Below are 13,165 nucleotides of genomic sequence, written 5' to 3'. Positions count from 1 at the left end.
CGAGCTAGGCAGCGCGGACAGAACCGAGGAACTTGCTGACTTCGAGCCTCAGCCGGTTCGAGTCGCGCGACAGCATCTGCGCGGCCGACAACACCTGGGTGGAGGCCGAGCCGGTCTCGACAGCGCCACGCTGGACGTCACCGACATTGGACGAGACCTGTTGGGTACCCTGAGCGGCCTGCTGCACGTTGCGGGCGATTTCCTGCGTCGCTGCGCCCTGCTCTTCCACGGCCGCAGCGATCGCCGAAGATATTTCGGAGAGGCGTGCAATGGTGCCGCTGATGCCGCTGATGGCGCTGACCGACTCCTGGGTTGCGGCCTGGATGCCGCCGATCTGCTGGCCGATTTCTCCGGTCGCCCTGGCTGTCTGCTCCGCCAACGCCTTCACCTCGGATGCCACCACGGCGAAGCCGCGGCCGGCTTCACCGGCCCGCGCCGCCTCGATGGTGGCATTCAGCGCCAGCAGGTTGGTCTGGCCGGCGATGGCGTTGATGAGTTCGACGACATCGCCGATCCGCGACGCGGCCCGCGACAACTCGCCGACGCGCTCGGTGGTGGCCTGAGCCTGGGTAACCGCCTCGCGAGCGATTCTGGAGGAGTCCTGCACCTGCCGGCTAATCTCCCGCACTGATGACGACATCTCTTCGGCGGCAGACGCCACCGAATGGACATTGGCCGACGCTTCCTCGGAACCGCTGGCGACGACCGTGGCCAATTCCTGGGACCGGCCGGCGGTCGAGGACAATGTCGAGGCCGAAGCCTCGAGCTCGGTCGCAGCCGACGAGACAGTCTCGACGATCTCGCCGATCGCAGCCTCGAAGCCATCGGCAAGCTTGGTCATGTCGGACTTGCGCTGCGTCTCCGCGCGGCGCTGCACGGCCTGCACCTCATCGCGGCTGAAGCGGATGATGGTCTGCACGGTCTGGAGATTGCGCAGCGCCTCGCCGATCTCGTCATCGCGCTCGATCACGATGCGGTTGTCGAATTTGTCCTGCACGAGGTTGACCAGGGTGTCGTTGAGCTGCTGCATCGGCCCTTGGACCGCGCGCATGGTCGCAAGACCCGCGAAGCCGACGACGACTGCCCGACGACGGCCAGTGCCGACAGCATCAGGCTGGCCGAACCGCCGGAGGCGAGCGCACCATAAATGCCGAGCGCGAGCATGAACAGCACCTGGAGCACCATCGTCGTGACAAGGCGCGCCTTCAGCGTGCCAGTGAAGACGTTGAAGCGGTCGAGCCACGAGCGGCGGCGGATGATGCCGGCATCGACGCGATAGCCATGCGACTTCTTTTCGCGGATCGCGGCGTAGACCTCCTCGGCGAGCTTGCGCTGGTCGGCCGGCAGTTTCGTGCGGATCGAGGTGTAACCTTTGACCTGGCCATTCTCCCGGATCGGCGAGGCCGTCGCCAGCACCCAGTAGAAGTCGCCGTTCTTGCGGCGGTTCTTCATCGCGCCGAGCCAGGGCTTGCCGGCCTTCAGCGTATCCCAGAGATTGTCGAACGCCTCCGGCGGCATATCGGGATGGCGGACGATATTGTGTGGCTGGCCCATCAGCTCGGCCGACGTGAAGCCGGCCGCGGCGAGAAAGTCTTCGTTGAAGTAGGTGAGCTTGCCCTTGAGATCTGTCCGCGAAACGATCAGCGTCTCGTCGCTGACCGGATATTCGACATCAGTGACCGGAAAATTCTTGCGCATGGAGCCCCCAAGAAATCAAATAGAGTATAGGTCAATTTCAATCGGGAACCGCCCGCACTGGCTCTGCCCTCCAAGGGGCCGCTCTGCGCAAATTCTCGTAAATCCGACTTAACCATCCGTGAAACGCCTCGCCCGTAGCACTACGGGAAGTTCATGAAGTCACTACTTGTAAGCGACATCATGCTACCGGCCAAACGAAACGAGCGACGCTTTTTTGACGCCGCTCGTCATTCGATCGGATGAAAGATCAGGCCGCGCGGACGTTGGTCAGGAACTTGCTGACTTCGCTCTTCAGCCGGCCCGAGTCGTTCGACAGCATTTGCGCAGCCGACAGCACCTGCGAGGAGGCCGAGCCGGTCTCGGTCGCGCCGCGCTGCACGTCGGTGATGTTGGAGGAGACCTGCTGGGTGCCCTGCGCGGCCTGCTGCACGTTGCGGGCGATCTCCTGGGTCGCTGCGCCCTGCTCTTCCACTGCGGCTGCAATCGCCGACGAAATCTCCGACAGGCGCTCGATGGTCGAGGAGATTTCCTTGATGGCGCCGACCGAGTCGTTGGTCGCCGCCTGGATGCCGGAGATCTGCTGGCCGATCTCGCCGGTCGCTTTCGCAGTCTGCTCGGCGAGCGCCTTCACCTCGGAGGCGACGACCGCAAAACCGCGGCCGGCTTCACCCGCACGTGCGGCTTCGATGGTCGCGTTCAGCGCCAGCAGGTTGGTCTGGCCGGCGATGGTGTTGATCAGTTCGACGACGTCGCCGATGCGGGACGCCGCTTTGGAAAGCTCGCTGACGCGTTCGGTGGTGGCACGGGCCTGGCCGACGGCATCGCCTGCCATCCGCGCCGATTCCTGCACCTGACGGCTGATCTCGCCGACCGACGAGGCCATCTCCTCGGTCGCCGAGGCCACCGACTGCACATTGGTCGAGGCTTCTTCCGAAGCACCGGCAACGGTGGTCGCCAGTCTCTGGGAGCGTTCGGCCGTGCCCGTCAGAGTGGTGGCCGATGCCTCGAGCTGGGTCGAGGCGGAGGACACCGTGCCGATGATCTCACCCACGGCTCCCTCGAAGTCGTCGGCAAGCTTCAGCATGTCCGCCTTGCGCTGCTCAGCGTTGCGGCGCTCGGCTTCGACCTGTTCCGCCTTCAGGCGTTCCACTTCGATCGCATTGGTCTTGAAGACCTGGACCGCATTGGCCATCTGGCCGATTTCGTCCTTCCGTTCGGTGGACGATATCGCCACGGACGTATCGCCCTTGGCGAGAACGCCCATCTCAGTTGTGATGCGCTGAATGGGGCGGGTGACCACGACGGCGACGCCAAAAGCGCCGGCCAGCGAGAGCAGCAAGGTGACGATACCGCCAACCAGCATGGCCATCGTCGCGTTGGCCGATGCGGCATCGGAAGCCACGGCACGCGTCGTCAGCAGCGACCGCTCTTCTGCATCCATCTCCTGCACGACGGCGCGCAATCCATCCATGGACTTCTTGCCGGCGCCGAATGCCTCGAATTCCCGCGCCTTGGACTGCGTTGCAGGATCCTTCATCAGCGCGATTTCGCGCTGCGCGACATTGGCCGTCCAGTCGCTGGCGAACGCCTTCACGCGTTCGAGGCGCTTCTGCTGAACCGCGTTATCCGATGTCAGACTGCCGACCTTTGCCGCGGCCGTCTGAAACTGCTTCTGGCCGGATTCGTAAGGTCCGAGAAAGGCGCTGTCCGCAGAAACGAGGTAGCCGCGCACACCCGTCTCCGAATTGACCATGGCTCCGACGAGGTCGGAGAGCTGCTCCAGCACCTGATAGGTATGCACCGTCATCTTCGACGTGGAGTTCATCACGCTCAGCGAATTGTAGATCGCAGCTGTGCTGCCGGCGACGACGAGACAGATCGCCGCGAACACCGCAGAAACCTTCATCGAAATGCGAACGTTGTTGATCCAAGACATCAAATTTCTTCAGTATTTCCGGTTGAAATGCTCATCAGGCGGCCAGGCCGCCTAACTCGGCAAGTTCTGACTTGAGGATTATACCGTCCGCGAGATCGTTCCCCCTTAACGGAACTGCGTAGTCTTACTGAGCCAGCATCATAAAACATCCCGGACTTTTGCGGGCATGTCCAAGAACGGGCGTGAATGAGCGTCTCGTGGCATACGGTTGCAATTGCCGGTCTCGTCGACACTGCGGCCGGCATTGCCCGCCAAGCAGTTCCGCCCTTCGGCAGATGCCCGAAAACAAAGGAACGGCGCACAGCGCCGTCTTGATTGACGGAGGGATGCGCGCCTGCCTCTAAGCCGCGCGGACGTTGGTCAGGAACTTGCTGACTTCGCTCTTCAGCCGGCCCGAGTCGTTCGACAGCATTTGCGCAGCCGACAGCACCTGCGAGGAGGCCGAACCGGTCTCGGTCGCACCGCGCTGCACGTCGGTGATGTTGGAGGAGACCTGCTGGGTGCCCTGCGCGGCCTGCTGCACGTTGCGGGCGATCTCCTGGGTCGCTGCGCCCTGCTCTTCCACCGCGGCTGCAATCGCCGACGAGATCTCCGACAGGCGCTCGATGGTCGACGAGATCTCCTTGATGGCGCCGACGGAGTCGTTGGTCGCCGCCTGGATGCCGGAGATCTGCTGGCCGATCTCGCCGGTCGCTTTCGCAGTCTGCTCGGCGAGCGCCTTCACCTCGGAGGCGACGACCGCAAAACCGCGGCCGGCTTCACCCGCACGTGCCGCTTCGATGGTCGCGTTCAGGGCGAGCAGGTTGGTCTGGCCGGCGATGGTGTTGATCAGTTCGACGACGTCGCCGATGCGGGACGCCGCCTTGGAAAGCTCGCTGACGCGCTCGGTGGTGGCACGGGCCTGACCGACGGCATCGCCTGCCATCCGCGCCGATTCCTGCACCTGACGGCTGATCTCGCCGACCGACGAGGCCATCTCCTCGGTCGCCGAGGCCACCGATTGCACGTTGGTCGAGGCTTCTTCCGAAGCACCGGCAACGGTGGTCGCCAGTCTCTGGGAGCGTTCGGCAGTCGAGGTCAGCGTCGACGCCGAGGCCTCCAACTGGGTCGAGGCCGACGATACGGTCTGGACGATCTCGCCGATCATGGCTTCGAATTCGCGGGTGATGTTGTCGACGCGGCGGCCACGCTCGATCTTGGCTTCGGCATCCGCGGCCGCAGCCTCATCGGCAGCCTTCTTGGCGATCAGAGCCTCCTTGAAGATCTGGAGCACGTCGGCCATGGCACCCATCTCGGTCTTCTCGCCGCGATGCGGGACGTCGGCAGAGAGGTCGCCCTTGCCCAGCGCCTGCATCGGCTCGATGATGGAGTTGATGCCGCGCGAGACGTCCTGGACGAGATAGAAGCCGACGCCAAGGCCGGCAATGACCGCAGCACCGAGAATGATCGCGACCAGCATGAAGGCGTAGTAGAAGGTATCGGCGGCATCCGCGGCGGCGGCCTCACCGCCCTTGGTGTTGAGCTCGATGTCCCTGGTCAGGACCTCATCCGCCGCAAGACCGATCTTGTTGACGGTCTTGGAGTTCAGCTCCTGCGCATCGTGTGGGACCTTGCCGACCTCCTTGCGAGAGAGCTCGAAGACATCCTGGGTGCCCTTCTTGTAGTCGTCCCAGAGCTTGGACCAATCGTTGTAGAGCTTCCGCTCCTCCGCCGAGGAGATCATCGCCTCGTATTTCGCGCGGATCTTGGCGAGCGCCTCGATCACGGTCGCCGCGGTCTTCTCCGTCGCGAGCTTATCCTCGAGCGTCTCGGCCAGCATGTGCTGGCGGACCACGTTGCGGTAGGTGATGACGCTGGCGCGCAGGTCGCCGATCACGCGCACGCTGGGCATCCAGTTGGTGGTGATGTCGACGGTGTTGGCGTTGATCGTCCGCATCTTCATGACGGCCAGGAGACCCATGCCGGCCATTGCCACCAGCAGGAATGCCACGACGCTGATGATCTTGGCGCGAATGGAAACGGTGGCAAGCATAATCGGGTCTCTTTGTGCTGGCGCGGTGCGCGTCCGGAGGTTCTTACGAATCAACCAAAAGGAGCAGTACCAACATCCAACACCAGAGCACTTGCGCAGATGTTAACTACGACTCCGTACGAGTACGAAGCCCGAAAGAAATGAACAGGCCGCTAAAAATGCCCTGCTCTCAGCGCATGAGCCTAAGCGCATCGGCGAAAAACTCGGCGCCTCCGAAGTTTCCGGACTTCAGAGCGAGCAGCATGTCGGCTTTGCCCCCCACCGAATGAAGCACCGGAACGCCTGCCGCGATCTCGACCCCGACGAGAAATCCGGGAATCTTCAGCCGATCGACCACCGCACCGGACGTCTCTCCGCCGGCGACGATCAGGCGCTGAACGCCTGATTTCACGAGATTTTCTGCAATATCGGCCATGGCCTGCTCGATCGCGTGGCCGACCGCGTCGCGACCGTGCCGCGCCTGCAATGCGGCGACCTGGTCGGGTGTCGCGCTCGAGGCGATCAGTACCGGGCCCTCCGCAAGCCGCGGCCTCGCCCAATCCAGCGCGCGCTGTGCTTCGCCGCCCCCCGTAATGATACTGTCCGGATCGAGGTGTAGCACCGGCATGACCCGTTCGGCGTTGGCGATCTGCTGAAGCGTCGCCTGGGAGCAGCTCCCGGCGAGGCAGGCCGCCGGTCCGCCGACGGCCGTGCCGGTCTCGCTGCTCGCCCTGGCTGGTTTGACTTTACCCGTCGACACCAGGGCCCGCGCGAGCCCGAGGCCGATGCCGGAGGCGCCGACCGACAGGCGGTGCTCGGCGGCGACGAGGCCGATGGCCTCGAGGTCGCGGTCGAAGACCGCGTCGATGATGGCGGCACCGATGCCCTTGGCCGCCAGCTCGGCCAGCCGCGCCCGCACGGCATCCGGGCCGCGCGTGACGGTGGCGAGGTCGACGAGACCGATCTGCGTCCTGCTCTGGCGCGCCAGCACGCGCACCAGATTGGAATCATGCATCGGGTTGAGCGGATGGTCCTTCAGCGGGCTCTCGTTCAGCGGCACCGCGCCGACGAACAGGTTGCCCTGGTAGACGGTGCGGCCCGTCTCCGGGAACGCCGGCGTGACCAGCACGGCGCCCTCGCCAGCGTCGGCGCGCAGCGCGTCCATCACCGGGCCGATATTGCCTGAAACGGTGGAATCGAAGGTCGAGCAGATCTTGAACAGCACATGGCCCGCGCCGCGGCTGCGCAGCCATTGATCCGCCGCGCGCGAACGCGACACGGCAAGACCGGCCTCGATCGAGCGGCTCTTCAGCGACACCACGACGGCATCGACCTCGGGCAGCGCGAGATCGTCCGCGGGCACGCCGATGGTCTGCACGGTGCGCAGGCCCGCGCGCGTCAAGGTGTTGGCGAGATCGGATGCGCCGGTGTAGTCGTCGGCGATGCAGCCAAGAGAGATTTTCGCTGCAAGCGTCACGGCTTCACTCCCGCATAGGGCTTGAACCAGGCAAGACCGTCGGTGGTCTTGCCGCGCGGATTGTATTCGCAGCCGACGAAGCCGGCATAGCCGAGGCGGTCGAGTTCTTCGAACAGGAACGGATAGTTCAGCTCCTCGCCGTCGGGCTCGTTGCGTGAGGGGATGCTGGCGATCTGGACGTGGCCGATGATCGGCATCATCTCGCGCAGGCGCATGGTGACGTCGCCATGGATGATCTGGCAGTGATAGATGTCGAACTGCAGCCTCAGGTTCGGAAGCCTCAGCTCCTGGATCAGATCGCGCGCGAAGCCGAAATCGTTGAGGAAGTAGCCGGGCACGTTGCGCGCATTGATCGGCTCGAGCACGATGTCGATGCCGTGCGGGGCGAAGAACTCCGCAGCCCATGCCACCGATTTGTAGAACGCCTCGATCGCGACGCGCTCGCCGCGATTGGCGATGCCGGCCATCAAATGCAGCCGTTTGACGCCGGTCGCCTTGGCGTAAGGCAGCGCCGTCTCCAGGCCCGCCTTGAGTTCGGAGAAGCGCGAGGGGAGCGCGGCAAAACCCTTCTCGCCGGCGTTCCAGTCGCCCGGCGGCAGGTTGAACAGCGCCTGGGTCAGCCCGTTGCGCTTGAGGCGCTCGCCCACCGCCTCGGCAGGGTGCTCATAGGGAAAGAGAAACTCCACCGCGGTGAAGCCGGCTTGCGCAGCGGCATCGAAGCGATCGAGGAACGGCACCTCGGTGAACATCAACGAGAGATTGGCGGCAAAACGGGGCATTGGAATCCTCTTCTTTACTTGTCGCCGGGCAGCTTGACGCCGGTGACCTGCGCATACATCCGCGCCACCGAGGCGTCGTCGTCGCGACCCATGCCGGCGGCCGATGTCATCAGGAACATCTGGAGTGCGGCGGCGGAGACCGGCACCGGGAATCTCGCGCTGCGCGCCATGTCCTGGATGATGCCGAGATCCTTGACGAAGATCTCGACCGCGCTGCGCGGCGTATAATCGCCGTCCAGCACGTGCGGCATGCGGTTCTCGAACATCCATGAATTGCCGGCGGAGGCCGTGATCACCTCGTAGACCTTGCGGATGTCGAGGCCCTGCTTGGCCGCGAACGCGATCGCCTCCGAGGCGGCGGCGATGTGCACGCCGGCAAGCAGCTGGTTGATCATCTTGAAGGCGGCGCCCTGGCCGGCGGCATCGCCGAGCTCGTAGAGCTTTGCGGCCATGGCATCGAGCGCGGGTCGGGCCTTCGCGAACGCCGTGGGGCTGCCGGAGGCGAGGATCGTCAGCTCGCCCTGCGCGGCGCGCTGCGCGCCGCCGGAAATCGGTGCGTCCAGATAATGCCTGCCGGTCGACTCCAGCTGTTTTGCAAGGCGACGCGCCACGTCCGGGTCCATCGTGGCGGAGGATACGAAGACGCTCTCCTTCGGCATGGTCTCGGCGACGCCGTCCTTGCCGAACAGGACGGCTTCGGTCTGCGCGGCGTTGACGACGACACTGACGACGATATCGGCGCCCTTGGCCGCCTCGGCCGGTGTCTTGGCACCCGCACCACCATCCCTCACGAAACGCGCCACCGCCTCGGCCGACACGTCGCAGCCGGCGACGGCGTGGCCGGCGCGCTTCAACGAGGTCGCCATGCCAAAGCCCATCGAGCCGAGCCCGATGACGGCGATATGCTGATTTTGTGACGTGGAGGCGGACATGCAACTGATCCTTGCGAACGTTTCCCGGACGGCCGCCCTTTGCGGCAGCTCGTCATCTCGAATAACACGGCTTGGCCGCGCTGCCAAAGCGTGAGACAAGCGGGCATGACGGCCATGAGACCTGAAGCGAGCAAAGAGACGCGGCTGCGCGAGGACATCTGCCGCTTCGGACGGTCGCTGTTCGAGCGCGGGCTGACGCCCGGCTCCTCCGGCAATATCAGCGTCAGACTGGACGGCGGCGGCTGGCTGGTCACCCCCACCAACGCCTCGCTCGGCTTCCTCGATCCTGCAAAGCTGTCGCGGCTGGACGATCAAGGCCGGCTGGTGTCGGGCGATGCCCCGACCAAGGAAGTTCCGCTGCACACCGCGCTCTACGACACGCGCGGCAGTGCACGCGCCATCGTGCATCTGCATTCGACACACTCGGTCGCGCTCTCGATGCTGCCCGAGATCGACCCGCGCGCCGCGCTGCCGCCGATGACGGCCTATTATCTGATGAAATGCGGCGCCACCGCGCTCGTGCCGTACTACCGCCCCGGCGATCCCGCGGTTGCGGATGCGATCAAGGGCCTGGCGGGGAGATATTCATCGGTGCTGCTCGCCAATCACGGCCCGGTCGTTGCCGGCGACACGCTGGAGGCCGCAGTGTTTGCGACCGAGGAGTTGGAGGAAACGGCGAAGCTGTACCTGCTGCTGCGCGGGATGAACCCGAAGTATCTGTCGCCGGAGCAGGTGACGGATCTGGTGAAGGTGTTTGGGGTATCGCTGCCGGACTATGGGCACGAGCATGACTGAACCGACACGACCTACGCCAGCTGAGGTAGACGCCGCAGCTCGTGTTCTGCATGAGATAGGCCTCCGCCACCGCTGGTGGTCTCCATACGAGAAGACCTACGACGAACTGAGCGCAACTGATCTGATCGGGAAGGAAGAGTTCGACGCGATCGCCGAAGCAGTGTTGCTGGCGGCGGCTAAAGCAAGGCATGGTCAGCAATCGTAGCCCGCATGAGCGCAGCGACATGCGGGATCACCTGCCCCGGATATCGCTACGCTCATCCGGGCTACGGTAGCGTGCCTTTGATTACAGCCCCAGATACGCCTTGCGCACATCCGGATTGCCTCTGATCTCAGCCGCGGGACCCTGCATCAGCACGCGGCCGGTTTGCAGGATGTAGGCGCGATCGGCGATCTCGAGGCACTCGGCCATGCGCTGCTCGACGATCAGCACGGTCATACCGGCGTCGCGGATGCGCAGGACCGCCTGGAAGATCTCGTCCACCAGCTTCGGCATGATGCCCTGCGAGGGTTCGTCGAGCATCAACAGCCTTGGGCGCGTCATCAGCGCGCGGCCGATCGCGAGCATCTGCTGCTCGCCGCCGCTGAGCGTCTCCGCGCGCTGCTCCAGACGTTCAGCCAGGCGCGGAAACAGCGTGAAGACGAGATCGAGCGGCGCTTCGCGGTCGGCTTCGCTGCGGTACAGATAGCTGCCGAGACGGAGATTGTCACGCACGGACAGGCGCGGGAACAGGCGGCGGTTCTCCGGCACGTAGGCGATGCCGGCCGCGGTGATGTGGTGCTGCGCCATGCCGTTGATCTGCTTGCCGTCGAAGGTGACGTTGCCAGAGCGCGGCCGCTCGGCACCGGCGATCGATTTCAGCAGCGTCGACTTGCCCGCGCCGTTGGCGCCGGCCACGCAGACGATCTCGCCCTTCTGAACCTCGATCGAGACCGCGGAGATCGCGACTAAGCCCTGATAGGCGGTCGTGATTTCATGCACTGACAGCATGACGATCTCCCAGATATGCGCTGATCACCTTGGGATCGCGAACGACGTCGGCGGGTTTGCCCTCGACCAGCACCTTGCCGAGGTCGAGCACGATGGCGCGGTCGACCAGCGGCATCACGATCTCCATGACGTGCTCGACCATCAACACGGTGATGCCGGTATCGCGCACCTTGCGCACCAGCGCGACACCGGTCTGCGCCTCGGTCGGCGTCAGGCCGGTGAGGACTTCGTCGAGCAGCAGAAGCTTCGGCTCGGTTGCGAGCGCGCGGGCAACTTCGAGACGACGCTTCTCGGCCGGCACGAGGTCGCTGGCGAGCACGTGGGCGCGCGCGGCAAGGCCGGTAAACTCCAGCACCTCGTGCGCCTTGCGACGGGCCTCACGCATCACCGTGTTGCGCACGAGCGCACCGACGATGACGTTGTCGATGACGGTCATGGTCTCGAAGCTCTTGACCACCTGGAAGGTTCGCCCGACACCGCGTTGGCAACGTTCCGCCGCCGGCATGTGGGTGACGTCCTCGCCGTCGAACCAGATTGATCCTTGCGTCGGCGGCAAGACGCCGGCGATGAGGTTGAACAGCGTCGACTTGCCGGCGCCGTTGGGGCCGATCAGGCCGACGATCTCGCCGCGTCCGACCGAGATCGAGACGTCGCTGTTGGCGACGAGGCCGCCGAACCGCTGCCAGACGCCGCGGGTTTCAAGGAGCGCGGTCATCGCGTGGCTCCTTTCGCTTTCGAACGGGAGAACAGGCTCACCAGGCCCTGCGGCAGGGCCAGCGAGATCGCCACGATCAGTGCGCCATAGACGATGAGGTCGACGCCACGGCCGGAGCCGCCGATATAGGAGCGCGTCAGCTCCGTCATCGGGATCAGGATGGCGGCGCCGAGCACCGGGCCCCAGAGGGTGCCGATGCCGCCGAGCACGGCCGGCAGCGCCATCAAGAGCGAAAACTGGAAGCCCATCACGCTCTCGGGATCGATATAGGCAAGAAACTGCGCATAGAAGGCGCCGCCGAGGGCAACGAGAAAAGCGGAGACGGCAGCCGCGCCCATCTTGGAGTTGAACACGACGACGCCGAGGCTTTCGGCTGCTTCCGGATTGTCCTTCACCGCGCGCCACCAGAAGCCCCATTTGGAGTCTTCGAGCCACCAGGTGACGAACCAGGCGAGACAGCACAGCGCCAGCGCGAAATAGAAGTACGGCAGCTTGCTGCGCATGAACTGGAATTTCAACCAGCTGTCGCCGCGCACGGGAATGGTGATGCCCATCGCAGCTCCCGCCCATTCCCAGTTCTGGAACAGTAGCAGCCCGATCTCGGCGATGACGATGGTCGCGATGACGAAGTAATGGCCGCGCAGGCGGAAGAAGGGATAGCCAAGCCCCATCGCGATCACGGCAGCGATCACGCCGCCAGCGAGCATGCCGAACCAGGGCAGCACGCCGAATTTGGTGAACAGGAGTTCGGTGGTGTAGGCGCCGATGCCGAAATAGAGCGCGTGGCCCAGCGAGATCTGCCCGCAATAGCCGGAGAGGATGTTCCAGCTCTGCGACAGCGCTGCGTACATCAAGGTCAGGATCAGGATGTTCTGGACGTAGACATCCTTGATGACCAGCGGCGCGAGCGCTGCGAGCCCGGCCAGAGCCGCGGCGATGATGAGGTCGCGGCGGCGCCGCGCGGCAAATGTCTTGTCCATCACATCGACCCGAACAGGCCACGCGGCCGGATGAATACGACGAGCAGATAGACCGCGTAGATGCCGACCGATTTCAGGGAAGGAGGCAGCACCAGGGCGGTAGTCGCCTCGACGAGGCCGACGATGATGCCGCCGGCAAATGCGCCGAACACGCTGCCGAAGCCGCCGAGCGCCACCGTGACATAGGCGATCAGGGCGAAGGACGCGCCAACGTCGGGATAGATGTAGAAGAACACCGCCATGATCGCACCGGCAAGGCCGACCAGCGCAGCGCCGAGGCCCCACCCGAACGCGAACACGCGGTTCTTGTCGATGCCGACCAGTGCGACCGCACCGGGATCCTCGCGGGTCGCCTCCAGCGCGCGGCCGAAGTCGGTGCGGTGAATGAAGAAATAGAGGGCGGCAAAGGCCGCGATCGAGACCGCAGCACCGATCAATTGCGGTTCCGGCAGGAAGATGCCGGCGATCGAGATGGTTTTGCCACCGGCCCAGGACTGCGGAATGCTGCGATAGTCCGGCGTGAAGAAGAACTGCGCGAGGCCGCGCATGAGGATGGCAAGGCCGAAGGTAGTGAAGATCTGCACCATACCGGCATTGGCCTTGGCCCGCATGGCGAAGCGTACAACGAGGAGATAGACCACTGCTCCGAACACGAACATGGCCGCAGCGACCAATGGCGCCGAGAGCAACGGGTCGATCGCGAAGAATGCGAACAGGAAGAAGGACAGGTACATCGCGATCATCAGGAACTCGCCATGGGCGAAGTTCGTGACGTCCATCAGGCCGAAGATCAGCGCGAGGCCGACTGCGATCAGTCCGTAGAGCAGACCCATGAGCAGGCCGCTCGCGAG

General features: G+C 64.6%; 11 protein-coding genes and 1 pseudogene. 2 read left to right on the top strand and 10 right to left on the bottom strand.

Annotation, left to right across the window (positions count from 1 at the left end):
* Positions 1 to 4: 4 nt before the first annotated feature.
* The 6 genes and pseudogenes from IVB24_RS15840 to ltnD all read right to left on the bottom strand — a co-directional run bounded on the left by IVB24_RS15840 (position 5) and on the right by ltnD (position 8,833).
* A pseudogene (locus IVB24_RS15840) lies at positions 5 to 1,698 on the bottom strand (methyl-accepting chemotaxis protein).
* A 247-nt stretch (positions 1,699 to 1,945) separates the two neighbouring features.
* A complete protein-coding gene (locus tag IVB24_RS15835) occupies positions 1,946 to 3,634 on the bottom strand; it encodes a CHASE3 domain-containing protein (protein ID WP_247773626.1) in 1,689 nt (562 codons plus the stop codon).
* Positions 3,635 to 3,974: 340 nt separating this feature from the next.
* On the bottom strand, positions 3,975 to 5,666 hold the full coding sequence (locus IVB24_RS15830; RefSeq protein WP_247773623.1) for a methyl-accepting chemotaxis protein: 1,692 nt from the start codon (positions 5,664 to 5,666) through the stop codon (positions 3,975 to 3,977).
* A 169-nt stretch (positions 5,667 to 5,835) separates the two neighbouring features.
* Positions 5,836 to 7,122 carry a 3-oxo-tetronate kinase gene (otnK, locus tag IVB24_RS15825; RefSeq protein WP_247773621.1) on the bottom strand — a complete coding sequence of 429 codons (1,287 nt, stop codon included), beginning with the start codon at positions 7,120 to 7,122 and terminating at the stop codon, positions 5,836 to 5,838.
* Entirely contained in the window at positions 7,119 to 7,901 is a 783-nt protein-coding gene (otnI, locus tag IVB24_RS15820; protein ID WP_247773619.1) for a 2-oxo-tetronate isomerase, read from the bottom strand. Before otnI ends, otnK begins: the two co-directional genes overlap by 4 nt.
* A 14-nt stretch (positions 7,902 to 7,915) precedes the next feature.
* Positions 7,916 to 8,833, bottom strand: coding sequence for an L-threonate dehydrogenase (gene ltnD / locus IVB24_RS15815; RefSeq protein ID WP_247773617.1), 918 nt, complete (start codon positions 8,831 to 8,833; stop codon positions 7,916 to 7,918).
* 105 nt (positions 8,834 to 8,938) lie between these two features.
* Here ltnD and IVB24_RS15810 point away from each other — a divergent pair, with 105 nt between their 5' ends.
* Together IVB24_RS15810 and IVB24_RS15805 are read left to right on the top strand one after the other, a co-directional pair.
* On the top strand, positions 8,939 to 9,628 hold the full coding sequence (locus IVB24_RS15810) for an aldolase (protein ID WP_247773615.1): 690 nt from the start codon (positions 8,939 to 8,941) through the stop codon (positions 9,626 to 9,628).
* Positions 9,621 to 9,833, top strand: coding sequence for a hypothetical protein (locus IVB24_RS15805; protein ID WP_166474523.1), 213 nt, complete (start codon positions 9,621 to 9,623; stop codon positions 9,831 to 9,833). Before IVB24_RS15810 ends, IVB24_RS15805 begins: the two co-directional genes overlap by 8 nt.
* Positions 9,834 to 9,914: 81 nt before the next feature.
* Here IVB24_RS15805 and IVB24_RS15800 read toward each other — a convergent pair whose 3' ends face one another.
* The 4 genes from IVB24_RS15800 to IVB24_RS15785 are packed head-to-tail and all read right to left on the bottom strand — an operon-like array spanning position 9,915 to position 13,147.
* A complete protein-coding gene (locus IVB24_RS15800; protein ID WP_247773613.1) occupies positions 9,915 to 10,619 on the bottom strand; it encodes an ABC transporter ATP-binding protein in 705 nt (234 codons plus the stop codon).
* A complete protein-coding gene (locus IVB24_RS15795) occupies positions 10,603 to 11,334 on the bottom strand; it encodes an ABC transporter ATP-binding protein (protein WP_166474521.1) in 732 nt (243 codons plus the stop codon). The genes IVB24_RS15800 and IVB24_RS15795 overlap by 17 nt, the downstream gene beginning before the upstream one ends.
* On the bottom strand, positions 11,331 to 12,314 hold the full coding sequence (locus tag IVB24_RS15790) for a branched-chain amino acid ABC transporter permease (protein ID WP_094975302.1): 984 nt from the start codon (positions 12,312 to 12,314) through the stop codon (positions 11,331 to 11,333). Before IVB24_RS15790 ends, IVB24_RS15795 begins: the two co-directional genes overlap by 4 nt.
* A complete protein-coding gene (locus IVB24_RS15785) occupies positions 12,314 to 13,147 on the bottom strand; it encodes a branched-chain amino acid ABC transporter permease (RefSeq protein WP_244643113.1) in 834 nt (277 codons plus the stop codon). The genes IVB24_RS15790 and IVB24_RS15785 overlap by 1 nt, the downstream gene beginning before the upstream one ends.
* Positions 13,148 to 13,165 lie beyond the last annotated feature (18 nt).

The organism is Bradyrhizobium sp. 192 (assembly GCF_023100965.1).
Taxonomy (GTDB): Bacteria; Pseudomonadota; Alphaproteobacteria; order Rhizobiales; family Xanthobacteraceae; genus Bradyrhizobium; species Bradyrhizobium symbiodeficiens.
This window is presented reverse-complemented; position numbering and strand designations above follow the sequence as displayed.